The organism is Kitasatospora sp. NPDC005748 (assembly GCF_040630735.1).
GTDB lineage: Bacteria > Actinomycetota > Actinomycetes > Streptomycetales > Streptomycetaceae > Kitasatospora.
In genome coordinates, this window is the sequence record NZ_JBEXYD010000013.1 from 1 (window position 1) to 25,894 (window position 25,894).

General features: G+C 71.0%; 25 protein-coding genes. 24 read left to right on the forward strand and 1 reads right to left on the reverse strand.

Annotated features, from left to right (window positions below):
• The first annotated feature begins 480 nt into the window (after positions 1 to 480).
• The 21 genes from thrB to ABZ495_RS13025 all read left to right on the forward strand — a co-directional run bounded on the left by thrB (position 481) and on the right by ABZ495_RS13025 (position 21,970).
• Positions 481 to 1,416 carry a homoserine kinase gene (thrB, locus tag ABZ495_RS12925; RefSeq protein WP_359803155.1) on the forward strand — a complete coding sequence of 312 codons (936 nt, stop codon included), beginning with the start codon at positions 481 to 483 and terminating at the stop codon, positions 1,414 to 1,416.
• 604 nt (positions 1,417 to 2,020) lie between these two features.
• Entirely contained in the window at positions 2,021 to 4,135 is a 2,115-nt protein-coding gene (gene rho / locus ABZ495_RS12930) for a transcription termination factor Rho (RefSeq protein ID WP_359803153.1), read from the forward strand.
• A 126-nt stretch (positions 4,136 to 4,261) separates the two neighbouring features.
• Positions 4,262 to 5,407: an LCP family protein gene (locus tag ABZ495_RS12935; RefSeq protein ID WP_359835704.1), complete on the forward strand. Its 1,146-nt coding sequence runs from the start codon at positions 4,262 to 4,264 to the stop codon at positions 5,405 to 5,407.
• Positions 5,408 to 5,599: 192 nt separating this feature from the next.
• A complete protein-coding gene (gene rpmE / locus ABZ495_RS12940; protein WP_329489607.1) occupies positions 5,600 to 5,821 on the forward strand; it encodes a 50S ribosomal protein L31 in 222 nt (73 codons plus the stop codon).
• A gap of 127 nt (positions 5,822 to 5,948) precedes the next feature.
• Entirely contained in the window at positions 5,949 to 7,025 is a 1,077-nt protein-coding gene (prfA, locus tag ABZ495_RS12945) for a peptide chain release factor 1 (RefSeq protein ID WP_329489608.1), read from the forward strand.
• Positions 7,026 to 7,085: 60 nt separating this feature from the next.
• Entirely contained in the window at positions 7,086 to 7,952 is an 867-nt protein-coding gene (gene prmC, locus ABZ495_RS12950) for a peptide chain release factor N(5)-glutamine methyltransferase (protein WP_329489609.1), read from the forward strand.
• A gap of 78 nt (positions 7,953 to 8,030) precedes the next feature.
• Positions 8,031 to 8,678, forward strand: a complete 648-nt coding sequence (locus ABZ495_RS12955; RefSeq protein ID WP_329489610.1) for an L-threonylcarbamoyladenylate synthase — start codon at positions 8,031 to 8,033, stop codon at positions 8,676 to 8,678.
• Between the two features lie 29 nt (positions 8,679 to 8,707).
• Positions 8,708 to 9,358 (forward strand): protein-tyrosine-phosphatase, encoded by a 651-nt coding sequence (locus ABZ495_RS12960; protein ID WP_329492247.1) that lies wholly within the window; start codon positions 8,708 to 8,710, stop codon positions 9,356 to 9,358.
• 141 nt (positions 9,359 to 9,499) lie between these two features.
• On the forward strand, positions 9,500 to 10,804 hold the full coding sequence (locus ABZ495_RS12965; protein ID WP_359803150.1) for a serine hydroxymethyltransferase: 1,305 nt from the start codon (positions 9,500 to 9,502) through the stop codon (positions 10,802 to 10,804).
• A gap of 132 nt (positions 10,805 to 10,936) precedes the next feature.
• A complete protein-coding gene (locus ABZ495_RS12970) occupies positions 10,937 to 12,280 on the forward strand; it encodes an MraY family glycosyltransferase (protein WP_352289373.1) in 1,344 nt (447 codons plus the stop codon).
• Between the two features lie 309 nt (positions 12,281 to 12,589).
• Positions 12,590 to 13,033 (forward strand): hypothetical protein, encoded by a 444-nt coding sequence (locus ABZ495_RS12975; RefSeq protein WP_329489613.1) that lies wholly within the window; start codon positions 12,590 to 12,592, stop codon positions 13,031 to 13,033.
• Between the two features lie 285 nt (positions 13,034 to 13,318).
• Positions 13,319 to 14,134, forward strand: a complete 816-nt coding sequence (gene atpB / locus ABZ495_RS12980; protein ID WP_359803148.1) for a F0F1 ATP synthase subunit A — start codon at positions 13,319 to 13,321, stop codon at positions 14,132 to 14,134.
• A gap of 92 nt (positions 14,135 to 14,226) precedes the next feature.
• Complete coding sequence (atpE, locus tag ABZ495_RS12985) at positions 14,227 to 14,463, forward strand: ATP synthase F0 subunit C (protein WP_148642913.1); 237 nt, start codon at positions 14,227 to 14,229, stop codon at positions 14,461 to 14,463.
• 34 nt (positions 14,464 to 14,497) lie between these two features.
• Complete coding sequence (locus ABZ495_RS12990) at positions 14,498 to 15,055, forward strand: F0F1 ATP synthase subunit B (RefSeq protein WP_359803146.1); 558 nt, start codon at positions 14,498 to 14,500, stop codon at positions 15,053 to 15,055.
• Positions 15,052 to 15,867, forward strand: a complete 816-nt coding sequence (locus tag ABZ495_RS12995) for a F0F1 ATP synthase subunit delta (protein WP_359835707.1) — start codon at positions 15,052 to 15,054, stop codon at positions 15,865 to 15,867. Before ABZ495_RS12990 ends, ABZ495_RS12995 begins: the two co-directional genes overlap by 4 nt.
• A 151-nt stretch (positions 15,868 to 16,018) precedes the next feature.
• Complete coding sequence (gene atpA / locus ABZ495_RS13000) at positions 16,019 to 17,593, forward strand: F0F1 ATP synthase subunit alpha (protein ID WP_329489617.1); 1,575 nt, start codon at positions 16,019 to 16,021, stop codon at positions 17,591 to 17,593.
• 32 nt (positions 17,594 to 17,625) lie between these two features.
• On the forward strand, positions 17,626 to 18,540 hold the full coding sequence (locus ABZ495_RS13005) for a F0F1 ATP synthase subunit gamma (protein WP_329489618.1): 915 nt from the start codon (positions 17,626 to 17,628) through the stop codon (positions 18,538 to 18,540).
• Positions 18,541 to 18,542: 2 nt separating this feature from the next.
• Positions 18,543 to 19,988 (forward strand): F0F1 ATP synthase subunit beta, encoded by a 1,446-nt coding sequence (gene atpD, locus ABZ495_RS13010; RefSeq protein WP_329489619.1) that lies wholly within the window; start codon positions 18,543 to 18,545, stop codon positions 19,986 to 19,988.
• 186 nt (positions 19,989 to 20,174) lie between these two features.
• On the forward strand, positions 20,175 to 20,558 hold the full coding sequence (locus tag ABZ495_RS13015; protein ID WP_148642910.1) for a F0F1 ATP synthase subunit epsilon: 384 nt from the start codon (positions 20,175 to 20,177) through the stop codon (positions 20,556 to 20,558).
• 148 nt (positions 20,559 to 20,706) lie between these two features.
• Positions 20,707 to 21,207: a DUF2550 domain-containing protein gene (locus ABZ495_RS13020; protein ID WP_329489620.1), complete on the forward strand. Its 501-nt coding sequence runs from the start codon at positions 20,707 to 20,709 to the stop codon at positions 21,205 to 21,207.
• A gap of 190 nt (positions 21,208 to 21,397) precedes the next feature.
• A complete protein-coding gene (locus tag ABZ495_RS13025) occupies positions 21,398 to 21,970 on the forward strand; it encodes a cob(I)yrinic acid a,c-diamide adenosyltransferase (RefSeq protein WP_359835709.1) in 573 nt (190 codons plus the stop codon).
• 51 nt (positions 21,971 to 22,021) lie between these two features.
• Here ABZ495_RS13025 and ABZ495_RS13030 read toward each other — a convergent pair whose 3' ends face one another.
• Positions 22,022 to 22,612, reverse strand: a complete 591-nt coding sequence (locus ABZ495_RS13030; RefSeq protein ID WP_359835711.1) for a hypothetical protein — start codon at positions 22,610 to 22,612, stop codon at positions 22,022 to 22,024.
• Between the two features lie 156 nt (positions 22,613 to 22,768).
• Between ABZ495_RS13030 and ABZ495_RS13035 the strand changes: the two genes are divergently transcribed.
• From ABZ495_RS13035 to ABZ495_RS13045, 3 genes are all read left to right on the forward strand, one after another.
• Complete coding sequence (locus ABZ495_RS13035; RefSeq protein WP_359803138.1) at positions 22,769 to 23,980, forward strand: histidine kinase; 1,212 nt, start codon at positions 22,769 to 22,771, stop codon at positions 23,978 to 23,980.
• A complete protein-coding gene (locus ABZ495_RS13040; protein ID WP_329489624.1) occupies positions 23,977 to 24,627 on the forward strand; it encodes a response regulator transcription factor in 651 nt (216 codons plus the stop codon). Before ABZ495_RS13035 ends, ABZ495_RS13040 begins: the two co-directional genes overlap by 4 nt.
• Positions 24,628 to 24,810: 183 nt before the next feature.
• Positions 24,811 to 25,680 carry a 3-hydroxyacyl-CoA dehydrogenase family protein gene (locus ABZ495_RS13045; protein ID WP_359803136.1) on the forward strand — a complete coding sequence of 290 codons (870 nt, stop codon included), beginning with the start codon at positions 24,811 to 24,813 and terminating at the stop codon, positions 25,678 to 25,680.
• Positions 25,681 to 25,894 lie beyond the last annotated feature (214 nt).

Consider the following 25,894-nt stretch of genomic DNA (forward strand, 5'->3'; position numbering starts at 1 on the left):
GAGAAGCGAGGACGCCCCGAGGAACGAGGGGCGTTGGAGCGCCGACCGTCGGCGCCGGGTCGAAGCGCCCCGGAGGCGAGCGGGCGAGGACACTGGGCGCCGACCGTCGGCACCGGGGCCGAGCGCCCCGGAGGCGAGCGGGCGAGTAAGCAGTGGGCCGACCCCCCCTTTCGGGGGGCGGCCCACAGCCGTTCTCGGCTGACACTTTTGTGTCAATTCAGCCACGTATTCCGGTGCCATTCCGGCACGTATTCCGGCCAGAAACGGCAACACACCAGATCGAAGGCCCACGGGGTGTACCACTGTGGAACCTCTCTTCGATACTCTGGGTTCGGCCGTGTGGCACATGCCCCGGGTCCGACCCCTCCAGGGGTCGCGACGACGGCTGTGACCGCCCACCCCGATCGGGGCCCGCGGCCCCCTCCCACCCTCGCACCGACGCGCTTCGCGCCGCCCGATTTCCCCAGGAGAGTCCACCGCATGGCCGGTCCTGCGTTCCGTGCCGCCGCCGTCCGGGTCCGGGTTCCCGCGACCAGCGCCAATCTCGGCCCGGGCTTCGACGCCTTCGGACTCGCGCTGGGTCTGTACGACGACGTGGTCGTCCGGGTCGCCGACTCCGGGCTCACCGTCGACATCGCCGGTGAGGGCGCCGAGACGCTCGCCCGGGACGAGCGCCACCTGGTGGTGCGCGCGATGCGCGCCGCCTTCGACCGGCTCGGCGGCCAGCCGCGCGGCCTCGAAGTGGTCTGCGCCAATCGGATACCGCACGGCCGTGGCCTGGGCTCCTCCTCCGCCGCGATCTGCGCCGGCATCGTGGCCGCCCGTGCCGTCACCATCGGCGGCCCGTCCGCGCTGGACGACGACGCGCTGGTGGCCCTCGCCTCCGAGCTGGAGGGCCACCCCGACAACGTCGCGGCCTGCCTGCGCGGCAACTTCACGGTGGCCTGGACGGACGAGGAGTCGGCCAAGGCCGTCACCCTGGAGCCGTCCGACCGGGTCGTCCCGGTGGTCTTCGTCCCGGCGACCGAGGTGCTCACCGAGACCGCCCGCGGTCTGCTGCCCCGGACCGTCCCGCTGGCCGACGCCGCCGTCAACGCCGGCCGTGCCGCGCTGCTGGTCGAGGCGCTGACCCGCCGGCCCGAGCTGCTGCTCGCCGCGACCGAGGACCGGCTGCACCAGGACTACCGGGCCTCGGCGATGCCGGACAGCGCCGCCCTGGTGGGCGCGCTGCGCGCGGAGGGCATCCCCGCGGTGATCTCCGGCGCCGGCCCGACCGTACTCGCGCTCACCGACGAGGCGGGCGCCGACAAGGTGCTGGCCTTCGCCGAGGACGCAGGTCAGGGCGGTGCGGTGTTCGCCGCACACCGTCTGGAGCTCGACCGGGCCGGGGCCTCGGTGCTCCCGCTCGACGGCTGAGCACCGGTCCGGCGGCCCGGATCCGGCCGTGTCCGGGCCGGACCGTCCGGACACGATTGGCAAGCGCAAGGCTGGGGAATGTCTGAGGGGGTCGGTAGTGTTAACCTCATTGCTGCACCAGGTGCCCTCCGGGGCTCGGTGCGCCGCGTCCCGATCCCAGCACTCCGCCCAGGCGGAGTCCCGGCGATGTACGGGACGACGATTCTCCGGGAGCCCACCGCAGCGCGTACGCAGCCTGCCTGCGCGACTTGCGGCCGCATCCCGAAGCCGTGACGGCACCTGACTCCCACCCGCGGCCTCCCACCTTGAGGCAAGGACGGGCGGAGCGCGGGCCACCGTCACGCGACGGGGGCCCGGGATTCGCAGGCAGCGTGGGGGTACCACCCGGCCATGGCCGGCTGGGGGAGGGTCGGCATGCGACCGTCCCACCGCGCCAATCAGCACCACCGTGCATCACGCACCGCACCTCGCAGCTCTCCTCCGACTGGCTACCCGCCATCCGGGGGATCACCGCCTCGGACCGACGCAGTCGAGCGTTGGTCAGGACAGCACAACCGGTCGCCGAGCCAGACAGGCCGACGTCCGCTCCAGGGAAGGACCCTTAGTGAGCGACACCACCGATCTGATGGGCGCGCGCCCGGACGCCGAGGCGTCGGACGCAGCCGCCGCCCCCGCGGCCCCGGCCCGGCGCCGTCGCACCGCTGCCGCGGGCCTGGACGGCCTCGTCCTGGCCGAGCTGCAGAAGCTCGCCTCGACGCTCGGTATCAGCGGCACGGGACGCCTGCGCAAGAGCCAGCTGATCGAGGCCATCAAGGAGAAGAGCGGCGGGGACCCGCTGCTCGCCGCCGGTGCCGCTCCCGCCGCCGCTCCGGCCGCCAAGCGCACCGCCGCCAAGGCCGGCTCCGCCGAGCCGGCGGAGAAGCCCGCCCGCCGGACCAAGGCCGCCCAGGCCGAGGCCCCGGCCGCCGACGAGCAGGCCCAGATCGACATCCCGGTCCAGGCCGCCGCCGAGACCGCCGCGCCGGCCCGTGCCGAGCGCACCCGCCGCCGGGCCACCTCGGCCGCCGGCGCGCCGACCGCCGACGCGGTCGCCGAGGCGCCCGCCGCCGTCGCCACCGAGGCCAAGCAGGCCGAGGCCCGCCCGGCCGAGGCCCGCGGCTTCGAGGGCCGCGAGGAGGGTCGTACCGAGACCCGCCGGGACCGCCGGGACCGCCGCGACCGCCGCGAGGGCGGCGAGCGCGAGGGCCGCCAGGAGGGCGGCGACGCCCAGGCCGGCCAGGACGCCGACTCCCGCGAGTCGCGCCGTGACCGCCGCAACCGCCGGGACCGTGCCGACCGCCAGGGCGGCCAGGGTCAGGGCCAGGGTGGCCAGGGCCAGCAGCAGGGCGGTCAGGGCGAGAGCCAGCCGAGCCGCCAGAGCGGTGGCCAGCAGGCCCAGCCGCAGGCGCAGCAGGGCGGCTACGACGACGACGAGTTCGGCGACGGCCGCCGCGGCCGCCGCGGCCGCTACCGTGACCGCCGGGGCCGCGGCACCCGCCGCGAGGGCTTCGAGGTCGGCCCCGCCGAGCCGCAGGTCGGCGACGACGACGTGCTGATCCCGGTCGCGGGCATCCTCGACATCCTCGACAACTACGCGTTCGTCCGGACCTCCGGCTACCTGCCGGGCCAGAACGACGTCTACGTGTCGCTCGCCCAGGTCCGCAAGAACGGCCTGCGCAAGGGTGACGCCATCACCGGCGCGGTGCGCCAGCCGCGCGACGGCGAGCGCCGCGAGAAGTTCAACGCCATGGTGCGGCTGGACTCCGTCAACGGCATGGACCCGGAGAGCGGCCGCGGCCGTCCCGAGTTCAACAAGCTGACCCCGCTCTACCCGCAGGACCGACTGCGCCTGGAGACCGACCCGGGCATCCTGACCACCCGGATCATCGACCTGGTGTCGCCGATCGGCAAGGGCCAGCGCGGTCTGATCGTCGCGCCGCCGAAGACCGGTAAGACGATGGTGCTGCAGGCGGTCGCCAACGCGATCACCCACAACAACCCCGAGTGCCACCTGATGGTCGTCCTGGTGGACGAGCGTCCGGAAGAGGTCACCGACATGCAGCGGTCGGTGAAGGGCGAGGTCATCTCCTCGACCTTCGACCGCCCGGCGGAGGACCACACCACCGTCGCGGAGCTGGCCATCGAGCGCGCCAAGCGTCTGGTGGAGCTGGGCCACGACGTGGTGATCCTGCTGGACTCGATCACCCGCCTGGGCCGCGCCTACAACCTGGCGGCGCCGGCCTCCGGCCGCATCCTGTCCGGTGGTGTCGACTCGACCGCGCTGTACCCGCCGAAGAAGTTCTTCGGTGCCGCGCGCAACATCGAGAACGGCGGCTCGCTGACGATCCTGGCCACCGCGCTGGTCGAGACCGGCTCGCGGATGGACGAGGTCATCTTCGAGGAGTTCAAGGGCACCGGCAACATGGAGCTCAAGCTCGACCGGAAGCTCTCGGACAAGCGCATCTTCCCGGCCGTCGACGTCGACGCCTCCAGCACCCGCAAGGAGGAGATCCTGCTGGGCAGCGAGGAGTTGGCCATCGTCTGGAAGCTCCGCCGGGTGCTGCACGCGCTCGACTCGCAGCAGGCGATCGAGCTGCTGCTGGACAAGATGAAGCAGACCAAGAGCAACGCCGAGTTCCTCATGCAGATCGCCAAGACGACCCCCGGGTCCGGCGACTGACCGCTGCCGAGCGGCTCGTGAGCACAGAACCCTGGTCCGCGCGAGCGGGCCAGGGTTCTGTGCTTGTTCCAGAGTTGGGACATTTGGAACCCTATGGATCATGTTGTCCGATTTACTCTGGACCGTATGGCCGACCACAAGAGGATCCCGAGCCGCCGCCGCACGGTCCTGCGGGTGGCCGCGTGCGCGTTCGCCGCGCTCGTCGTCCTCGGCGCCGGTGCGGCCGGGTACGCGTACTTCAAGCTGAACGGCAACATCAAGAGCGTCGACATCGACGCCCGGCTGGGCACGGCCCGGCCGCCGTCCGCCACCGACGGCTCGTTCAACGTCCTCGTCCTGGGCTCGGATTCGCGGGCCGGCGGGAACGGCGCGCTGGCCGGCGGGGACACCGGCGACACCGCCCGTTCGGACACCGCGATGGTGGTGCACGTCGACCAGGGCCACACCCGGGCCGACGTGGTCTCCATACCCAGGGACACCCTGGTCACCCGCCCCGACTGCACGGACGGCAAGGGCAAGACCGCCGCCGGTGCCAAGCGGGCGATGTACAACAGCGCGTACGAGACCGGTGGCGCCGCGTGCGCGGTCAAGACCACCGAAGTGCTGACCGGCCTGCGGATGGACCACTACATCGAGATCGACTTCGCCGGCTTCGCCCGGGTCGTCGACGCGCTCGGCGGGGCCACCGTGACCACCACCGTCCCGATCGACGACAAGGACAGCGGGCTGAACCTCGCGGCCGGCGAGCACCACCTCGGCGGGCAGCAGGCGCTGGCCTTCGTCCGGACCAGGCACGGCGTCGGCGACGGCAGCGACCTCGGCCGGATCGAGCTGCAGAAGCAGATGGTGAAGTCGCTGCTCGGCCAGGCCGGCGGGATCGGGCTGTTCGGCAACCCGGTCAAGCTCTGGTCGGTCGGCGACACCCTGACCCGCAGCATCACCACCGACTCGGCGCTGGCCTCGGTGAACTCGCTGGTGGGGCTGGCCGAGGAACTCAAGGGGATCGGCCCCGACCAGCTCTCGATGGTCACCCTGCCGGTGGTGACGGCGCCCGGCGACGCCAACCGGGTGGTCGCCCAGCAGCCCCGGGCCGACCAGCTCTGGGCGGCTCTGAAGGCCGACCAGCCGCTCCCGCAGGCCGTCCTGGCCGAGCAGCCGCAGAACCCCGCCCAGGCCACCCCGGCGGCCCCCACGGCGGCCCCCCAGGCCTCCGGCAGGGCCTCCGCGCAGCCCGCCGCGGGTACCGCGGCGAGCCCCTCGCCGCGGCGCTGACCCGCCCGCCGACCGGCCGGCGGGCGGGCGCATGGCCGCCCCGTCGGTCCCGTCGGCCGGGCCCGGAATATCCCGGAACGCGACCCGGTTTGGGAAGAAGCGACCGGTCCTGGCAGACTGGTACGTCGGTCCCGGTTCACGTGCGGCATTCAAGCCGCCGACCCGGTGCCCTCCCGAACCTAGGAGATCCCCTTGAAGCCCAACGTTCACCCCGAGTACGTGGTCACCCATGTGACCTGCACCTGCGGCGCCGAGTTCACCACCCGCTCGACCGAGACCAGTGGCGAGATCCGCGCCGAGGTCTGCTCGCAGTGCCACCCGTTCTACACCGGCAAGCAGAAGATCCTCGACACCGGTGGCCGCGTGGCCCGCTTCGAGGCCCGCTTCGGCAAGCAGCACAGCGCGAAGGCCTAGCGCTCCCTCGGCGCCGGTTTCCGGTGCCCCCGTACTCGTTCCGGGGGCGCTGGAGACCGGCGCCGTTCGCGTCCCACGACTCGTCCGTGTCATCCCTCCACCGGTTCCCAGGGAAGAAGGCCCCTTCATGTTCGAGGCAGTCGAAGAGCTCCTCGTCGAGCACGCCGACCTCGAAACGAGGCTGGCCGACCCCTCCGTCCACGCCGACCAGGCCAACGCGCGCAAGCTCGCCAAGCGCTACGCCGAGCTGACGCCGATCACCCGGGTCTACCGGGCCTGGCGCCAGGCCGGCGAGGACATCGAGGCAGCGCGCGAACTCGCCGCCGAAGAGCCGGAGTTCCTCGCCGAGGTGAAGGACTCCGAGGCCCGGCGCGAGGAGCTGACCGAGGAGCTGCGCCTGCTGCTCGTCCCGCGTGACCCGAACGACGACAAGGACGTCATCCTGGAGATCAAGGCGGGTGAGGGCGGCGAGGAGTCGGCGCTCTTCGCCGGCGACCTGCTCCGGATGTACCTGCGCTTCGCCGAGCGGATCGGCTGGAAGACCGAGATCATCGACGCCAACGAGTCCGACCTCGGCGGCTACAAGGACGTCTCGGTGGCCGTGAAGACCAGGGGCAGCACCGAGCCCGGCCAGGGCGTCTGGGCCAAGCTGAAGTACGAGGGCGGCGTCCACCGCGTGCAGCGCGTCCCCGCCACCGAGTCGCAGGGCCGCATCCACACCTCCGCGGCCGGCGTGCTGGTCACCCCCGAGGCCGAGGAGGTCGAGGTCGAGATCGTGGCCAACGACCTGCGGATCGACGTCTACCGTTCGTCCGGTCCCGGCGGGCAGTCCGTCAACACCACCGACTCGGCGGTCCGGATCACCCACCTCCCGACCGGTATCGTGGCGTCCTGCCAGAACGAGAAGAGCCAGCTGCAGAACAAGGAGCAGGCGATGCGCATCCTGCGTTCGCGGCTGCTGGCCGCCGCGCAGGAGGAGGCCGAGCGGGAGGCCTCGGACGCGCGTCGCAGCCAGGTCCGCACGGTGGACCGCTCCGAGCGCATCCGCACCTACAACTACCCCGAGAACCGCATCTCGGACCACCGCACGGGCTTCAAGTCCTACAACCTGGACCAGGTCCTGGACGGCGAGCTGAACGCGGTGATCCAGTCCTGCGTGGACACGGACGCCGAGGCCAAGCTCGCCGCGGCCCAGCAGAACTGAGACCGGCCCCCGGGCCCGAATGCACCAGAGAAGCCGCAGCGCAGAAACAAGAGGTCGTTCGTGAACCTGCTGCTTGCCGAGGTGGCCCAGGCCACCCAGCGGTTGGCCGCGGCCGGCGTGCCGTCGCCGCGCTTCGACGCGGAGGAGCTGGCCGCGCACGTCCACAGCGTGAAGCGCAGCCAGCTGCACACGGTGAAGGACGCGGACTTCGACGCCCGGTACTGGGAGGCCGTCTCCCGCCGCGAGGCGCGTGAACCGCTGCAGCACATCACCGGCCGCGCGTTCTTCCGCTACCTGGAGCTGGCGGTCGGTCCGGGCGTCTTCGTGCCCCGCCCGGAGACCGAGTCGGTCGTGGAGTGGGCCATAGACGCCGTCCGCGACATGGACGTCGCCGAGCCGCTGGTGGTCGACCTCTGCTCCGGCTCGGGGGCCATCGCGCTCGCCCTCGCCCAGGAGCTGCCGCGCTCCACGGTGCACGCCTTCGAGCTGGACGAGGGTGCGCTGCGGTACACCCGGCGCAACATCGAGGCCAGCTCCGACCGGGCCCGGGTCACCCTGCACGCCGGCGACGCCACCAAGGCCTTCGAGGACGACCGTTCCTGGGACGGCCGCTTCGACCTGGTGATCTCCAACCCGCCGTACATCCCGCTCACCGAGTGGGAGTACGTCGCCCCCGAGGCCCGCGACCACGATCCGCAGATGTCGCTGTTCTCCGGCGAGGACGGGCTGGACACCATCCGCGGCATCGAGCGGGTCGCCGCCCGCCTGCTGCGCCCGGGCGGCGCCGTGGTGATCGAGCACGCCGACACCCAGGGCGGCCAGGTGCCGTGGATCTTCAACGAGGAAGGCGGTTGGACGGACACCGCCGACCACCGCGACCTCAACAACCGGCCCCGCTTCACGACGGCCCGAAGGGTCTCGCTGTGAACACCCGGTGCACCACCACCGGGCGCGGAGCCGCGCTGTGAACGCCGTCATGAGTCATCTCGGAAGGGGACCGCACCGATGAGCCGCCGCTACGACTGTGCCGATGCCGGAGACCGCGCCACCGGTCTGCGCGAGGCCGCCTCGGCCATCCGCCGCGGCGAAATCGTCGTGCTGCCCACCGACACCCTGTACGGGGTCGGCGCCGACGCCTTCTCGCCGGAGGCCGTCGCCGCACTGCTGGCCGCCAAGGGCCGGGGCCGCAACATGCCCTCGCCCGTCCTGGTGGGCTCGCCGACCACCCTGCACGGACTCGTCACGGACTTCTCCGAGCAGGCCTGGGAGCTGGTCGACGCCTTCTGGCCGGGCGGGCTGACCCTGGTCGCCAAGCACCAGCCCTCGCTGCGCTGGGACCTCGGCGAGACCCGCGGCACGGTCGCCGTCCGGATGCCGCTGCACCCGGTCGCGATCGAGCTGCTGAACGCCACCGGCCCGCTCGCCGTCTCCAGCGCCAACCTGACCGGCGGCCCGTCCCCCGCCACCTGCGACGAGGCCCAGCAGCAGCTCGGCGACGCGATCTCCGTCTACCTGGACGGCGGCCGGGCCGACCACGCCGTCGCCTCCTCCATCGTCGACGTCACGGGCAAGGTCCCGGTCCTGCTGCGGGCCGGCGCGATCAGCGCCGAGCAGCTGAGGGAGGTCGTCCCCGACCTGGAGGCCGGCAGTTGACGACCGCCTCCCTCCACTCCGGGCCCGGCATATCGCCGTACCTGAGCGTGGGCCCCAGGCCGCTGGACCACTTCCGCATCCTGTTCGTCTGCACCGGGAACATCTGCCGCTCGCCGATCGCCGAGCGGCTCACCCGGCGTGAGCTGGACACCCGGCTCAGCCCCCGGGTGGCCGGCCGGATCCTGGTGGAGAGCGCCGGCACCTGGGGCCACGTGGGCGCGCCGATGGAGGACCACGCCGCCACGGTGCTGGACGAGTACGGCGCCGACAGCGGCGGCTTCGCCGGCCGCGAGCTGCTCGACGAGCACGTGGTCGAGGCCGACCTGGTGCTCACCGCGACCCTGGACCACCGCGCCCAGGTGATCTCGATGGGTCACGAGGCGGGGCTGCGCACCTTCACCCTGAAGGAGTTCACCCGCCTGGTCCGGACGATAGACCCGGGCACCCTGCCCGATCCGCGCCGCGGCGCCGACGTCACCGAGCGGGCCCGCGCCCTGGTCCGGGCCGCGGCCGCGCTGCGCGGCTGGCTGCTCGCCGCCAGCCCGGAGTCCGACGAGGTCCACGACCCGTACGGGGCGCCGATCGGCATGTTCCGCAACTGCGGCGAGGAGATATTCGACGCGGTGGACCCGGTGGTCACCGCCCTCACCGGCATGCCCTCCCCGCGCTCCGTGCGGTGAGCCGCCGCCGGCCCCCGGGCCGCCGCCGGCCCCCGGGCCGGCGCCGCCCGGGCGGGTGCATCGGGTCCGCGTCGGCAGGCCGCGGGCGGGGCCCGGTCCTACGCTGGAGGCACCTGCCCGACGCTGCCCGGGAGCTCCGCCATGACCGTCACCGATGCCGCGACCGGTTCCTCCGAGACGACGGGGCGGTGGGCGTCCGAAGCGCTGCGCCGGGCCGACCCGCAGCTGGCCGATCTGCTGGCCGCCGAGGCCGAGCGCCGCGCCGAGACGATCCAGCTGCTGGCGGGGGAGAACCTCACCGATCCGGCCGTCCTGGCCGCCCTGGGCGGCCCGCTGATCGACAAGTACGCCGAGGGCTACCCCGGACGGCGCCACCACACCGGCTGTGCCCTGGCGGACGCCGCCGAGCTGCTGGCGATCGACCGGGCCCGTCAGCTGTTCGCCGCCCCGCACGCCAACGTCCAGCCCCGCTCGGCCACTTCGGCGATGCTGGCGGCGTACGCCGCGCTGCTGCGCCCCGGTGACGTGGTGCTGGCGATGTCGCTGGAGCACGGCGGCCACCTGAGCTGCGGCTCGCGCGCCAACTTCTCGGGCCGCTGGTTCGAGTTCATCGGCTACGGGGTGCGCGAGGACGACGGCCTGATCGACCTCGACCAGGTCCGCGAGCTCGCCCGCCGGCACCGGCCGAAGGCCATCGTGGCCGGCTCGATCTCCCACCCCCGGCACCCGGACTGGGCGGCCTTCCGGGCGATCGCCGAAGAGGTGGACGCCTATCTGATCGCCTCGGTCGCCCAGACCACCGGCCTGGTCGCGGCCGGTGTGGCGCCGTCCCCGCTGCCGTACGCGGACGTCACCGTGGCCGCCACCCACAAGCTGCTCCGCGGCCCGCGCGGCGGCCTGCTGCTCTCCACCGCCGAGCTGGCCGAGCGGATCGACCGGGCGGTCTTCCCGTTCAGCCAGGGCGGCGCCGCGATGAACGAGGTGGCCGGCAAGGCCGTCGCGTTCGCCCGGGCGGGCACCCCCGAGTACCGCGCCTACGCCCACCGCACGGTCGCGGGGGCGCGGGTGCTGGCGGCGGGGCTCGCGGAGGCCGGGATGCGCCCGTTGACCGGCGGTACCGACACCCATCTGGTGACGGCCGACGTCCGACCGCTCGGGGTCAGCGGGGCCGAGGCCGAGCGCCGCTGCGCCGCCGCCGGTCTGCTGCTCGGCAAGTGCGCGCTGCCGTACGACTCCGCGCCGCCGTCCGAGGCCTCCGGGATCCGGCTCGGCAGCGGGACCGTCACCACCCAGGGCATGGGGGAGGCCGAGCTGGCCGAGATCGCCGCACTGGTCGGTCGCCTGCTCGTCGAGGGCACGGACGTCCGGATCGGGGCCCGGGTCCGTGAGCTGGCGGGCGCCTTCGCCGCCCCGGGCCGGGGGGCGTCGCACTCTCCTACCCGGTAGGGCGAACCGCGATGCACGCGCCGGGCGTCCGACTCAATAAGGTGTGTGCCGTGGCGACGCACCTCGAACCCCGGACAGGCACGGGAGTACCTTCGGTACCGACCCGTCGGACAGTGACGCAGGAGGCCAGTAGTGCGTGAGTATCTGCTGGTGCTGTTCTGCACTGCGGCCGTCACCTATCTGCTGACCGGCCCGGTCCGGAAGTTCGCGATCGCGGCCGGCGCGATGCCGCCGGTCCGCGCCCGTGACGTGCACCGCGAGCCCACGCCCCGGCTGGGCGGCATCGCCATGTTCGGCGGGCTCTGCGCGGGCATCCTGGTCGCCTCCCAACTGGACAACCTCAGCAAGGTGTTCTCGCAGGGCACCGACATCCGCGCGCTGCTCTCCGGCGCCGGGATCATGTGGCTGCTCGGCGTGCTCGACGACAAGTGGGGCGTGGACGCCCTGGTCAAGCTGGGCGGTCAGATGATCGCCGCCGGCGTGATGGTCTGGCAGGGCGTCACCGTGATCACCCTGCCGGTGCCCGGCGTCGGCGCGGTCGCGGTCAGCCCCACCCAGGGCATGGTCATCTCGGTCACCATGGTCGTCGTCATGGTCAACGCGGTGAACTTCATCGACGGCCTGGACGGTCTGGCCGGCGGCATGGTCTGCATCGCCGCGATGGCGTTCTTCCTCTACTCGTACCGGCTCTGGTACGGCTACACGATCACCGACGCGGCGCCCGCCGTGCTGTTCAGCGTGCTGCTGATCGGGATGTGCCTGGGCTTCCTGGCGCACAACCTGCACCCGGCGCGGATCTTCATGGGCGACTCCGGCTCGATGATGCTCGGCCTCATGCTGGCCGTCGCCGCGATCTCCATCACCGGCCGGGTCGACCCGGACCTCATCACCAGCGAGACCGGTTCGCAGACCGCCACCGTGCACGCCCTGGTCCCGATCTACATCCCGCTGCTGCTGCCGCTGACCGTCATCGCGCTGCCGCTGGCCGACCTGCTGCTCGCCGTGGTGCGCCGCACCTGGGCCGGCCAGTCACCGTTCGCCGCGGACAAGCGGCACCTGCACCACCGGCTCCTCCAGGTCGGCCACTCGCACAGCCGGGCCGTCCTGATCATGTACTTCTGGGCCGCGCTGATCGCCTTCGGCACCGTGGCCTTCTCGGTCACCAACACCGGCCGCACGGTCGCCCTCACGCTGGCGGGGCTCTGCCTGGTCGGCCTGGTGGTGCTGCTCACCCCGCGCTTCCGCCCGCGCGCGCCGCGGGCCGTGCAGGCCTTCGTGCCGCCGCGCTACCGCCGCCGCAAGCCGGTCCGCGCCGCCGCACCGGTCGCCGAGGGTGAGGCCCCGGCCGCCGCCGCGGCCGCCTCGGAGCCGATGGCCGAGCTCTCCGCGAAGGACAAGGAGCTGCTCGGCGGCCTGGGCAAGGGAGGCTCGTCGGCGGTCGGCGGCCGGGGTCACGGCAGCGGTCGCGGCCACTAGTCCGAACGGCGGGTCCGACACCTGACACGTCGTCAAGGTGGTTCACCCGTACGGAGGCACCCTTGGGCCGTCAGTGTGACAGGTGCCACACAATCATGGTAAAGCTCTCATCAAATAGTTTGTGATACCGTTCACGAGTACCGAGAACACGCCGAAAGACCTGACAGGTGGAGGACTTCCGTCCCCGGTCGGTCTCCCTCGACGGACTCGCCGCAGAGCGGCCGGTCCACGGCGGTCCCTTGGTCGGTACCACCACCACGTTCTGTGCCCGTCCCCCTGCCACATCGACATGCCGCCGGAGCTGCCGACATGCCGTCCAACGACGCCCGGATCCTCCGAGGCGCCGCGATCCCCACTGCGGTCGCCGGAGTCATCGCCATGGCGATCTCATTCGCCGTCGCAGGTGGCAAGGGACTGCTCGGCGCCTTCTTCGGCGCGCTGCTGGTGGTGGCGTTCTTCAGCTTCGGCCAGGTCGCCCTCGACCGGCTGACCAGGTCGAACCCGCAGATGATGATGGCTGCGGGGCTGCTCGTCTACACCACGCAGATCCTGCTGGTCGGCATCGTCCTCGCGGTCTTCAAGAACACCGAACTCTTCAACCGGCAGGCGTTCGCCTTCACCCTGCTGGGCTGCGCCCTGATCTGGACGGGCTTCCAGGTGCGCGGTGCGCTCAAGGCCAAGACCTTCTACGTCGAGGCCGACGCCTCCGAAAACAAGGGCGACAAGCCCTCGGACTCGGGGCGTCAACAGTGACGAGGCCCGGCTGTCCCCCCAACGAGGGGGGCAGTGTTTATGCCGCACTGACGGACTGCTATCGTCCGTCGCAACAACGGAGTACGGGAAGAGGCCAGGTCTGTCCGCACGATGGACGGATCGCCCCCCGGATCCTTGCAGTCTTCGATGATCCCGCTGTGGTGCAGCGCACCGCCGTGCGGGATCGGCGAGAAACCCATCAAGTTCCAGTGCCGCACCGTGGCCTCGGGCCACGCCGACACACCGAGGTTGCCGTAACCATGCGTCACGACGAAGGAGTCCGTGGTGAGTGCTGAACTCACGTCTTCGCTCGCCTCAGGCAGTTGCCACTTCGGGGACGCTGGCTGCGGCTTCCCGGCCCCGGGCCTGAACGAGTTCCAGTTCGAGCCGATCTTCACGATCGGCAGCGTCGAGTTCAACAAGCCGATGCTGCTGTCGATCATCGTCTCGCTGCTGGTGGTCGTCTTCTTCTGGGCCGCCTTCGCCAAGCCGCGCCTGGTCCCGGGCAAGCTGCAGCTGGTCGGTGAGATCGGCTACGACTTCGTCAAGCGGTCCATCGTGCTGGAGACGATCGGCAAGAAGGGCGAGAAGTACGTCCCGATGCTCGTCTCGATGTTCTTCTTCATCTGGCTGATGAACATCATGTCGATCATCCCGTTCGCCCAGTTCCCGGTGACGGCCGCGATCGCCTTCCCGGCAGCCCTGGCCGGCGTCGTGTGGATCACCTACATGACGCTGACCTTCAAGAAGCACGGCTTCGTCGGCGGCTTCAAGAACCTCTGCTGGCCCTCGGGTATCCCCGGCTGGGTCATGTTCATCCTGGTGCCGATCGAGTTCTTCTCGAACATCTTCGTGCGTCCGTTCACGCTCGCGGTCCGAGCCTTCGCGAACATGTTCGCCGGCCACCTGCTGATCGTGATGTTCTCCATCGCCTCCTGGTACCTGCTCAGCCCGACCCTGGGCGCGCTCTACGGCTCGGCGTCGTTCATCGTCGCCGTCGCGCTGACCGCCTTCGAGCTGCTGGTCCAGTTCCTGCAGGCCTACATCTTCGTGATGCTGGCCAGCAGCTACATCGCCGGTGCCCTCGAAGAGGCGCACTGAGCCAGGGGGCCTCGGCCCCTCTCTGAACCAACCTCCCGGATCGCCCGGTGGCCAATCACCACCGGTTCACCACCCTGCAAAGGACAACTGCAATGAGCTTCCTCGCTGAGGGCACTGTCTACGGTTCCGTCGCTTCCATCGGCTACGGCCTGGCCGCGATTGGCCCCGGCATCGGCGTCGGTCTCATCTTCGGTAACGGTGTCCAGGCCATGGCCCGTCAGCCCGAGGCCGCCGGCCTCATCCGCTCCAACATGTTCATCGGCTTCGCGCTGACCGAGGCGCTCGCCCTCATCGGCATCGTCATGCCGTTCGTCTTCGGCAACAAGTAATCCCGCCGTAGACCCTTTCGAGGAAGGTCCAGATATGACCATCGCGGCTCAGTTCGCGGCTGAGGAGAAGATGAATCCTCTCCTCCCCGCGTGGCCCGAGATCATCATCGGCCTGCTCTGCTTCTTCATCGTCTTCGGTCTGCTCGGCAAGAAGCTCCTCCCCAGCATCGAGAAGGTGCTGTCGGAGCGTCGGGACGCCATCGAGGGCGGCATGGAGCGCGCCGAGGCCGCTCAGGCCGAGGCCCAGGCCCTGCTTGAGCAGTACCGCGCCGAGCTCGCCGAGGCGCGTCACGAGGCTGCCCGCATCGTCGAGCAGGCTCGCGAGCAGGGCGCTGCCCAGCTCACCGAGATGCGCGAGGAGGGCCAGCGTCAGCGCGAGGCCATCGTCGCCGCCGGCCACGCGCAGATCGAGGCCGACAAGAAGCAGGCGACCACCGCCCTGCGCCAGGACGTGGGTTCGCTCGCTTCGCAGCTGGCCTCCCGCATCGTGGGCGAGTCCCTTGAGGACCACACGCGGCAGAGCGGCGTGATCGACCGGTTCCTGGACGAGCTGGAGGCCAAGGCCACCGTTGCTCCGGGTGCGGCCAAGTGATCGGCGCTAGCCGCGAGGCCCTCGCCGCCGGGCGGCAGAACCTCGAAGCCCTGACCGACTCCACCTCGGTGGACGCGGTCAAGGTCGCCGAGGAGCTCACCGCCGTCACGGTCCTCCTGGACCGTGAGGTGTCGCTGCGCCGCGTCCTGACCGACCCGTCCCGGTCCGGCCAGGACAAGGCCCAGCTGGTCTCCTCGCTGCTGACCGGGCAGGTCTCCGGCGAGACCATCGACCTGGTCTCCGGCCTGGTCCGCTCCCGCTGGTCGGGGTCGCGCGACCTGGTCGACTCGGTCGAGGAGCTGGCCGCGTACGCCGAGGTCATCGCCGCCGACAAGGCCGGTGTCCTGGACGACGTCGAGGACGAGCTGTTCCGGTTCGGCCGGGTGGTGAACGGCTCCACCGAGCTGCGCTCCGCGCTGACCGAGCCCAAGGCCGGCGCCGTCGCCAAGGCCGAGCTGATCAAGAAGCTGCTCGGTGGCCGCGCCAACGCGGGCACCGTCCGGCTGATCACCGCCCTGGTGAACCACCCGCGTGGCCGTAGCCTGGAGCAGGGCCTCGAGTCCTACTCGAGGCTCGCCGCCGCACGGCGCGGGCGCGTGGTGGCCCTGGTCACCACCGCGGTGCCGCTGTCCGACAGCCAGAAGGATCGCCTGGAAGGCGCTCTCGGCCGGCTGTACAGCCGCCGGGTCCACCTGAACATCGACGTCGACCCCGAGGTCGTCGGCGGTGTCCGGGTCCAGATCGGCGACGAGATCATCGACGGCACCGTGTCGAGCCGCCTCGAAGGCGCTCGCCAGTCGCTCGAAGGCTGAGCACCGAAGAACATCCGACCCTCGGTCGGGAACCGGCTCCACCGGAGCCGGCAAATCGTACGGCCGGTTCGAGAGACCCGGCCGAGAGTCGAATACTTGCGGCCCTCAATGGCGGGCCGAGGATCGCAAACTAGGAGAGCAGGGAAGCCTGATGGCGGAGCTTACGATCCGTCCGGAGGAAATCCGGGACGCGCTGGCCGACTTTGTCCAGTCGTACCAGCCGGACGCCGCCTCGCGTGAAGAGGTCGGCACGGTCACTGACGCGGCGGACGGCATCGCCCATGTCGAGGGTCTGCCCTCGGTCATGGCGAACGAGCTGCTGAAGTTCGAGGACGGCACGCTCGGCCTCGCGCTGAACCTCGACACCCGTGAGATCGGTGTCGTCATCCTCGGTGAGTTCGGCGGCATCGAGGAGGGCCAGACGGTGCGCCGCACCGGCGAGGTCCTCTCCGTGCCGGTCGGCGACGGCTACCTCGGCCGCGTCGTGGACCCGCTGGGCAACGCGATCGACGGTCTGGGCGACATCGCCTCCACCGGCCGTCGCGCCCTGGAGCTGCAGGCCCCCGGCGTCATGGTCCGCAAGTCGGTCCACGAGCCGATGCAGACCGGTATCAAGGCCATCGACGCGATGACCCCGATCGGCCGCGGCCAGCGTCAGCTGATCATCGGCGACCGCCAGACCGGCAAGACCGCGGTGGCGATCGACACGATCATCAACCAGCGCGACAACTGGCGCTCGGGCGACCCGAAGAAGCAGGTCCGCTGCATCTACGTCGCCGTGGGCCAGAAGGGCTCCACCATCGCGTCCGTGCGTGGCGCCCTGGAGGAGGCCGGCGCGCTGGAGTACACCACGATCGTGGCTGCTCCCGCCTCCGACCCGGCCGGCTTCAAGTACCTCGCCCCGTACACCGGTTCGGCCATCGGCCAGGAGTGGATGTACGACGGCAAGCACGTCCTCATCATCTTCGACGACCTGTCGAAGCAGGCCGAGGCGTACCGCTCCGTGTCGCTGCTGCTCCGTCGTCCGCCGGGCCGCGAGGCCTACCCGGGTGACGTCTTCTACCTGCACTCCCGCCTGCTGGAGCGCTGCGCGAAGCTCTCCGACGAGCTGGGCGCCGGCTCGATGACCGGTCTGCCGATCATCGAGACCAAGGCCAACGACGTCTCGGCGTACATCCCGACCAACGTCATCTCGATCACCGACGGCCAGTGCTTCCTGGAGTCCGACCTGTTCAACGCCGGCATCCGCCCGGCTGTGAACGTCGGTATCTCGGTCTCCCGCGTCGGTGGTTCGGCCCAGATCAAGGCCATGAAGTCGGTCGCCGGCCGTCTGCGTCTGGACCTCGCCCAGTACCGTGAGCTGGAGGCCTTCGCCGGCTTCGGTTCCGACCTGGACGCGGCCTCCAAGGCCCAGCTGGAGCGCGGTGCGCGCATGGTCGAGCTGCTCAAGCAGGGCCAGTACCAGCCGTTCCCGGTCGAGGAGCAGGTCGTCTCCATCTGGGCCGGCACCACCGGCAAGCTGGACGACGTCCCGGTCGCGGAGATCCGCCGCTTCGAGCGCGAGTTCCTGGACCACCTGCGCCTTCAGCACAAGAACCTGCTGGCCGGCATCGTCGAGACCTCCAAGCTGGAGGACGGCACCATCGACGCGCTGACCTCCGCGATCGAGGCCTTCAAGCAGGGCTACACCACGGCTGACGGCAAGCTGCTCTCCGAGCAGGCCTGAGTCCGGTAGCGAGGGAAAGGACGTAACGACCCATGGGAGCACAGCTTCGGGTCTACAAGCGCCGGATCCGCTCTGTCACCGCGACGAAGAAGATCACCAAGGCGATGGAGATGATCTCCGCGGCGCGCATCGGTAAGGCGCAGCGCGCGGTGGCCGCCTCCACTCCGTACGCCGATGAGCTCACCCGGGCGGTGACGGCGGTGGCCACCCGGTCCAACGCCAAGCACCCGCTCACCAGCGAGAACCCGGCCGCCACGCGCGCCGCGGTACTGCTGATCACGGCGGACCGCGGTCTGGCGGGCGGCTACTCGTCCAACGCCATCAAGGCCTCGCTGGTGCTCGCCGAGCGCCTGCGCGGCGAGGGCAAGGACGTGGTGACGTACGTCGTCGGCCGCAAGGGCGTCTCGTACTACAGCTTCCGTGACCTCGCGGTCGCGGAGTCGTGGACGGGCTTCTCGGACAAGCCGACGTACGGCGACGCCAAGGCGGTCTCGGCCGCTCTGATCTCGGCCTTCACGGCCGAGACGGACGGTGTCGACGAGGTCCACGTGATCTCGACGCGGTTCGAGTCGATGCTGACCCAGACCGCGGTGGACGCCCGGCTGCTGCCGCTGAAGCTCGACGAGGTCGAGCTCAGCGACGAGTCGAAGGCCACGCACGAGATCTTCCCGCTGTACGACTTCGAGCCGTCGGCGGAGGGCGTCCTCGACGCACTGCTGCCGCGGTACGTCGAGAGCCGGATCTACAACGCCCTGCTGCAGTCCGCCGCATCGGAGCACGCCGCTCGCCGGCGCGCGATGAAGAGCGCGACGGACAACGCCGGAGAGCTCATCAAGTCGCTTACGCGGCTTGCCAACTCGGCCCGTCAGGCCGAGATCACCCAGGAAATCAGCGAGATCGTCGGCGGTGCCAACGCCCTCGCCGACGCTAGCCGCGGGAGCGAATGAGAATGACCACCACTGTTGAGCCGACCACGGCGACGGGCCGCGTCGCGCGGGTCATCGGCCCGGTCGTCGACGTGGAGTTCCCCGTCGACGCGATTCCGGAGATGTTCAACGCCCTGCACGTCGAGGTGGACAACCCCGACGGCTCGGGCAAGAAGGTCCTGACCCTCGAGGTCGCGCAGCACCTCGGCGACGGCATGGTCCGCGGCATCTCGATGCAGCCGACCGACGGCCTGGTCCGTGGCGCGCAGGTCTCCGACACCGGCTCCGCCATCTCGGTGCCGGTCGGCCAGATCACCAAGGGCAAGGTCTTCAACGCCCTCGGTGAGGTGCTGAACGTCGACAAGGCCGAGTTCGAGGCCGAGGTCAAGGTCCGCTGGCCGATCCACCGCAAGGCGCCGGCCTTCAAGGACCTCGAGTCCAAGACCGAGATGTTCGAGACCGGCATCAAGGTCATCGACCTGCTCACCCCGTACGTCACCGGTGGCAAGATCGGTCTGTTCGGTGGTGCCGGTGTCGGCAAGACCGTTCTGATCCAGGAGATGATCTACCGCGTCGCCGAGAACTTCGGTGGTGTGTCGGTCTTCGCCGGCGTCGGCGAGCGCACTCGTGAGGGCAACGACCTCATCCACGAGATGGTGGACTCGGGCGTTCTGGACAAGACCGCGCTGGTCTTCGGCCAGATGGACGAGCCGCCGGGCACCCGTCTTCGCGTCGCGCTCTCCGCGCTGACCATGGCGGAGTACTTCCGTGACGTCGAGAAGCAGGACGTGCTCCTCTTCATCGACAACATCTTCCGGTTCACCCAGGCCGGTTCCGAGGTGTCGACCCTGCTCGGCCGGATGCCCTCCGCGGTGGGTTACCAGCCGAACCTGGCCGACGAGATGGGCCTCCTCCAGGAGCGCATCACCTCGACCCGCGGTCACTCGATCACCTCGATGCAGGCGATCTACGTCCCCGCGGACGACCTGACCGACCCGGCCCCGGCCACCACCTTCGCCCACCTGGACGCGACGACCGTTCTGTCGCGCCCGATCTCGGAGAAGGGCATCTACCCGGCCGTCGACCCGCTGGACTCCACGTCCCGCATCCTCGACCCGCGGTACATCGCGCAGACCCACTACGAGACGGCCATCCGTATCAAGGGGATCCTGCAGAAGTACAAGGACCTCCAGGACATCATCGCCATCCTCGGTATGGACGAGCTGTCGGAGGAGGACAAGATCACGGTCCACCGTGCCCGTCGCATCGAGCGCTTCCTCTCGCAGAACACCTACGTGGCGAAGCAGTTCACCGGCGTCGACGGTTCGACCGTGCCGCTGTCGGAGACCATCGAGGCCTTCAACGCGATCGCGGACGGCAAGTACGACTCCGTCCCCGAGCAGGCCTTCTTCATGTGCGGTGGCATCGAGGACCTCGAGAAGAACGCCGCCGAGCTCGCGAAGAAGTAGTCGCGTCCGGTAGCAGCCGAGTGTGATCGTGAGGGGTGGGCCCCAGCCCTGGGACCCACCCCTCACGTCGCACCGGCTGTGATTCCGGTCAAATCCGTGCCGCCGGTTTCATGCCGGGGGCGCGGGCCCGTTATTCTTACCGAAACTCCCGAGTAATCGGGGGTTGCATGAGCCTAGGAGCCCACGTTGGCTGAGCTGCACGTCGAGCTGGTCGCAGCCGACCGCAAGGTGTGGTCCGGTGCGGCCACCATCGTCGTCGCCCGTACGGCCTCCGGTGACACCGGCATCATGCCGGGGCACACCCCGGTGCTGAGCGTGCTGGAGACCGGTCCGGTCACCATCCGCACCGTGGACGGCGGCACCGTGATCGCCGCTGTGCACGGCGGCTTCATCTCCTTCGCCGACAACAAGCTGTCTCTGCTCGCGGAGATCGCCGAGCTGGCGGACGAGATCGACGTCGCGCGCGCCGAGCGTGCACTGGAGAAGGCACAGTCGGACCTGGACGAGCACGCCGAGCGACGCGCCGAGGTGCGTCTGTTCGCGGCGCGCGGTCTCAAGGCCCACGCCTGAGTGCGCAGGACCCTCGCTTAGCGGGGTCGACCGACGGTCCCGGGGACGCGCGAGCGTGACCCCGGGACTGTCGTCTCAGTTGGTAGGTCAACGCGGTCGCCTGATACGACCGATACGGGGAACGCGGGTAGCGAGGAGGTAGGTGAGCATGGTCCTCGCCCTTGTGGTGTGCGCGGCGGTCGTTGCGCTGGGTGTGATCGGCCTGGTGGCGTTCGCGGTACGGCGCCGTGTGATCCAGCGGGTCGGCGGAACGTTCGACTGCAGTTACCGGCTCAAAATGCCCGCCGACGCCTCGACGCAGCCCGACCTCGACGAGAACGGCAAACCCACCTCGGCCCCGGTCCCCCAGACCGATGGCAAGGGGTGGGTTTTTGGTATCGGGCGCTACAGCGGTGACTCGATCGAGTGGTTCCGGGTCTTCTCGTACGCCCCGCGCCCGCGCCGGGTGCTCCCCCGCCGGGAGATCGAGGTGCTCGGCCGGCGCTACCCCGAGGGCCAGGAGGAGCTGGCGCTGCTCTCCGGCTCGGTCGTGCTGCGCTGCCTGCACAACGGCGCCCCGCTGGAGCTGGCGATGAGCGACGACGCCCTGACCGGCTTCCTCGCCTGGCTCGAAGCCGCCCCGCCCGGGCAGAGGGTGAACGTCGCGTAGCGACGACACGCTCGGGGTGGGGGCACCTCCCGGCCGGAGGCTGGGGGAGAGTGAACGTCGCGTAGCGACGACACGCTCGGGTTGGGGGCACCTCCCGGCCGGAGGCTGGGGGAGGGTGAACGTCGCGTAGCGACGAGCCCCTCGGGCCGGGGGTTAACGCGGCCTAACCCGGCTCGCTAGGCTGGGCGGCATGGTCAATCTGACGCGCATCTACACCCGTACCGGCGACGACGGCACCACCGCGCTCGGTGACATGAGCCGCACCACCAAGACCGACCCGCGCCTGATCGCGTACGCCGACACCAACGAGGCCAACGCCGCGATCGGCGTGGCGATCGCCGTCGGAGGCCTCGCCGAGGACGTCACCGCGGTGCTCGTCCGGGTGCAGAACGACCTCTTCGACGTCGGCGCGGACCTGGCCACCCCGGTGGTGGAGGACCCGAAGTACCCGCCGCTGCGGGTGCTGCAGTCCTACATCGACAAGCTGGAGTCGGACTGCGACCACTACCTGGAGTCGCTGGAGAAGCTGCGCAGCTTCATCCTCCCCGGCGGCACCGTCGGCGCGGCCCACCTGCACCTGGCCTGCACGGTGGTGCGGCGGGCCGAGCGGGCCACCTGGGCGGCGATCGAGGAGCACGGGGACACCGTGAACCCGCTGACCGCCAAGTACCTCAACCGGCTGTCCGACCTGCTGTTCATCCTGGCCCGGGCGGCCAACAAGGAGCGTGGCGACGTGCTCTGGGTGCCGGGCGAGAACCGCTGAGCCGACCGCCCCGCCGGTCGGCGGGGCGGTCGGGCGTCCGGCGGCGGGCCGCTACTGCTGCTGGGGGATCTTCCAGCCGACCACGTGCCCGTCCTCGACGATCGCGCCGGCCGGCGCCTCCTTGGGCCAGAGCGAGTAGCAGCCGGCCACGATCACGTTGATCCCGGCCGCCATGCCCAGCCGCAGGTACCAGCCGGTGAAGGTGCCGAAGCCGGCGGCGCCGTCGGAGAGCGGGACGAGCGCGGTGATCAGCGCCAGCGTGATGGCGGCCGAGACCACGGTGCGGCGGCAGACTTCCCACTCGTGGCGGGTCCGCGCGGGCCCGTACTTGGGGGCGCCCTTGGGCTTGGGGCCGCCGGCGAAGCGGTACGGGAAGTGCCGGTCGGCCCAGCGGACCAGGGACGGCCCGAAGCCGATCGAGAAGCCCGCGTAGCTCGCGGCCAGCGCGTGCGTCCAGCTCGCGGTGGCGCCGCCGCGCAGGTCGAGCACGGTGAGCACGAAGAGCGTGAGGTCCACCACCGGCAGGCCGACCAGCAGCGCGGTGCTCACCCCGCGCAGCCGCAGCAGGTAGCGGGTGGCGAGCCCGAGGGCGAGGAGCACCCAGAAGGCGACCTCGGCCCCGATGACGAGGGTGACGATCATGGTGACTCCCGGACTTCTCGGCGGTACCCCCAGCCTTGCCGCCCGGGGCGCCCCCGTCGTCGTCGCCGACGCCGAACCGGGCCTGCACCTTTCGATGTACGGCGGCTCCTCCCTGGACCGGAGCCGGGGACCGGCCGGGGATGATCTGATAGGGGAGTGCGCAGACCGACACTCACCCCGCGGCAGGAGGACCGGGCGATCGCCCTCTTCGGGGTGCTCGGCGGGCTGGTGCTGATCGCGTCCAAGGTCTACGACCACTCCTCAACCGTGCCGCGCTGGCTGGTGCTGCCGCCGCTGCTGGTCACGGCCGCGCTGGAGCTGTTCCGGCGCACCCGCCCGATCCTGACGGTGACGCTGGGCGGGGCGGTCTTCGCGGCGAGCATCTTCAGCGGTGCGCTGATCGCGACCACCATCATGTACACCGACCTGCTCTACGCGGCGGTGGTCTACGGGCGCCCGCGGATGTCCCGTGTCCTGCACCTGTCCGGCGCCGCCTCGGTGCTCGTCCTGAGCAGCCTGTCCTTCCTGTACAGCGACGCCCCGACGGCGCTGGCCGTCGTGGTGCTCACCTCGCTGATCTTCCTCGGACCGGTGTGGACCGGGGACCTGGTGCGCAGGCACCGTGAGGAGGCGGAGAGCCAGCGGCTGCGCGCCGAGCAGACCGCGCTGCTCTCCGAGATGGACCGGCGCGAGGCGGTGGTCGCCGAACGGGCGCGGATGGCGAGGGAGTTGCACGACGTGGTGGCCAACCACCTGTCGGCCATCGCGATCCACGCCACCGGCGCCCAGTCGGTGGCCCGGCGCCAGCACCGGACGGCGGAGGATCCGCTGGTGGCGGCGCTGGGGGTGATCCGGGAGAACAGCGTGCAGGGATTGGCCGAAATGCGCCGCATGATCGGGCTGCTGCGCGACAGCGGCGGCGGCGAGGCCGACGCGTCGTACGCCGCGCCCGACCTGGGTGCGGTGGACGCGCTGCTGGCCAAGGCCGGGGACGCCGGGCGGGCCGTGGGGCTGGAGTTCGAGCTCGCGGAGCACGGCGAGCGCGGGGAGCCGGCGGTGCCGGTCGGGCTGGCGGCGTACCGGATCGTGCAGGAGTCGCTCACCAACGCGCTCAAGCACGCCGGCCCGGGCCGGGTGCACGTCCTGCTGGAGTACCTCCCGCAGGAGCTGCGGATCACCGTGGACAGCCCGTACCGCACCGACGTGGGCCGGGAGCTGCCCGGCGCCCGGGCGGGGATGGTGGGCATGCGGGAACGGGCCGGGCTGCTCGGCGGCAGCTTCGAGGCCGGTCCGGTCGGGGACCGCTGGACAGTACGGGCGGTGCTGCCGCGGGAGCCGGTGGCGGCGGAAGGGGAGCGGCGGGCATGACGATTCGGGTGCTGGTGGCCGAGGACCAGGCGGCCGTCCGGGCGGCGCTGGTGATGATCCTGCGGGCGGAGCCGGACCTGGAGGTGGTCGGGGAGGCCGCGGACGGCGAGGAGGCGGTGCGGCTGGCCCTGGAACTGCGGCCCGACGTCGTCCTGATGGACGTGCAGATGCCCCGGCTGGACGGCGTCTCGGCGACCGGCCGGGTGGTGGCCGCGGGGGCCGCCCAGGTGCTGGTGCTGACCACCTTCGACCTGGACGAGTACGTCTACGGCGCGCTGCGGGCCGGGGCGGCCGGCTTCCTGCTGAAGGACCTGGAGGCGGACACCCTGGTCGAGGGCATCCGCACGGTGGCGCGCGGGGACGGCATGCTGGCGCCGTCGGTGACCAGGCGGCTGATCGGCACCTTCGCCCGCCCCGGCCGCGCGGTCGGACCCGAGACGCGGGAGTCGGTGTCGGGGCTCACCCCGCGCGAGCGGGAGGTGCTGGCCTGCATCGGCGCGGGGATGTCGAACGGCGAGATCGCCGAGCGGCTGGAGATGGCCGAGGCGACCACCAAGACGCACGTCAGCCGGATCCTCGCCAAGCTGCGGATGCGCAGCCGGGTGCAGGCGGCGATCCTCGCGCAGGACCTCGGTCTGACGATCTGAACAACGGCCTTCCGGTATCGGGCCAGGTCAGTCGCAGATCACACTCCCGGATGACACCACGGCGGGCGGAAGGGCATTAGAGTCCGGCGCATGAGCGGCGCGGCTCATGAGCGGGTGACCCCTGCGCTGAGCCGCCTTCAGGGCCCGCCCGCAGGGCGGCGACGGCATCCGGGAGACCCAGCCATGAGCAACGCGTCCAGCAAGCAGATCGCCGTGATCGGTGCCGGCCTGATGGGTGCCGGTATCGCCCAGGTCTCCGCCCAGGCCGGACACCCGGTGGTGCTGCGGGACGTCACCGAGGCCGCGCTGCAGCGCGGTGTGGCCGGTATCCGGGCCTCGTACGAGAAGTTCGTCGCCAAGGGCCGGCTGACCGCCGAGGACGCCGAGGCGGCGCTCGGCCGGATCACCACCACGACGGACCTGGGCGCGGTGGCCGAGGCCGACATCGTGGTCGAGGCGGTCTTCGAGCAGCTGGACGTCAAGGAAGCCGTCTTCAAGGAGCTCGACAAGCTCGCCAAGGACGGCGCGGTGCTGGCCTCCAACACCTCGGCCATCCCGATCACCCGGATCGCCGCCGCCACCGGGCGCCCCGAGTCGGTCGTCGGCGTGCACTTCTTCTCGCCGGTGCCGCTGATGCGCCTGGTGGAGCTGGTGCGCGGCTACAAGACCAGCGACGAGACGCTCGCCACCGCGCGCGCCTTCGCCGAGGGGGTCGGCAAGGAGGTCGTGGTGGTCAACCGCGACGTGGCCGGCTTCGTCACCACCCGCCTGATCATGGCGCTGGTGGTCGAGGCCGCCAAGCTGTACGAGTCGGGCGTCGCCAGCGCCGAGGACATCGACACCGCCTGCCGACTCGGTTTCGGACACGCCATGGGCCCGCTGGAGACCGCCGACCTGACCGGCGTCGACATCCTGCTGCACGCCGCCCGGAACATCTACGCCGAGACCAAGGACGAGAAGTTCGCCGCGCCGGAGATCATGGCCCGCATGGTCACCGCCGGTGACCTGGGCCGCAAGAGCGGGCAGGGCTTCTACCCGTACCCGGCCAAGTGACCCGCCGGGGCCGCTGACCGACCGGGCCGTGCGGTCGCGGCACCGTACGGCCCACCTCGCCGGGGGCGGGTGAGTTTCCTCACGCCGGGTGCCGCAGACGGGTGATTTGGGCGGTAATCGAGCGTAGGTGTGGAGACTTCCTGCGTATATTCCCTCGGACGAGTGAAGTTGCTTCAGATCTGGCCGGAACCAGCAACCTGCGGACCTGGTTCAC

What these genes read in the sequence shown, in the direction of transcription:
- thrB (WP_359803155.1), top strand. Translation starts at nt 481, where the DNA reads ATGGCCGGTCCTGCGTTCCGTGCCGCCGCCGTCCGGGTCCGGGTTCCC.
- atpE (WP_148642913.1), top strand. Translation starts at nt 14,227, where the DNA reads ATGAGCTTCCTCGCTGAGGGCACTGTCTACGGTTCCGTCGCTTCCATC.
- atpD (WP_329489619.1), top strand. Translation starts at nt 18,543, where the DNA reads ATGACCACCACTGTTGAGCCGACCACGGCGACGGGCCGCGTCGCGCGG.
- ABZ495_RS12955 (WP_329489610.1), top strand. Translation starts at nt 8,031, where the DNA reads ATGAGCCGCCGCTACGACTGTGCCGATGCCGGAGACCGCGCCACCGGT.
- ABZ495_RS13045 (WP_359803136.1), top strand. Translation starts at nt 24,811, where the DNA reads ATGAGCAACGCGTCCAGCAAGCAGATCGCCGTGATCGGTGCCGGCCTG.
- prfA (WP_329489608.1), top strand. Translation starts at nt 5,949, where the DNA reads ATGTTCGAGGCAGTCGAAGAGCTCCTCGTCGAGCACGCCGACCTCGAA.
- ABZ495_RS12965 (WP_359803150.1), top strand. Translation starts at nt 9,500, where the DNA reads ATGACCGTCACCGATGCCGCGACCGGTTCCTCCGAGACGACGGGGCGG.
- ABZ495_RS12935 (WP_359835704.1), top strand. Translation starts at nt 4,262, where the DNA reads ATGGCCGACCACAAGAGGATCCCGAGCCGCCGCCGCACGGTCCTGCGG.
- ABZ495_RS12975 (WP_329489613.1), top strand. Translation starts at nt 12,590, where the DNA reads ATGCCGTCCAACGACGCCCGGATCCTCCGAGGCGCCGCGATCCCCACT.
- ABZ495_RS13025 (WP_359835709.1), top strand. Translation starts at nt 21,398, where the DNA reads ATGGTCAATCTGACGCGCATCTACACCCGTACCGGCGACGACGGCACC.
- atpA (WP_329489617.1), top strand. Translation starts at nt 16,019, where the DNA reads ATGGCGGAGCTTACGATCCGTCCGGAGGAAATCCGGGACGCGCTGGCC.
- ABZ495_RS13040 (WP_329489624.1), top strand. Translation starts at nt 23,977, where the DNA reads ATGACGATTCGGGTGCTGGTGGCCGAGGACCAGGCGGCCGTCCGGGCG.
- ABZ495_RS13030 (WP_359835711.1), bottom strand. Translation starts at nt 22,612, where the DNA reads ATGATCGTCACCCTCGTCATCGGGGCCGAGGTCGCCTTCTGGGTGCTC.
- ABZ495_RS13020 (WP_329489620.1), top strand. Translation starts at nt 20,707, where the DNA reads ATGGTCCTCGCCCTTGTGGTGTGCGCGGCGGTCGTTGCGCTGGGTGTG.
- ABZ495_RS13005 (WP_329489618.1), top strand. Translation starts at nt 17,626, where the DNA reads ATGGGAGCACAGCTTCGGGTCTACAAGCGCCGGATCCGCTCTGTCACC.
- ABZ495_RS12990 (WP_359803146.1), top strand. Translation starts at nt 14,498, where the DNA reads ATGACCATCGCGGCTCAGTTCGCGGCTGAGGAGAAGATGAATCCTCTC.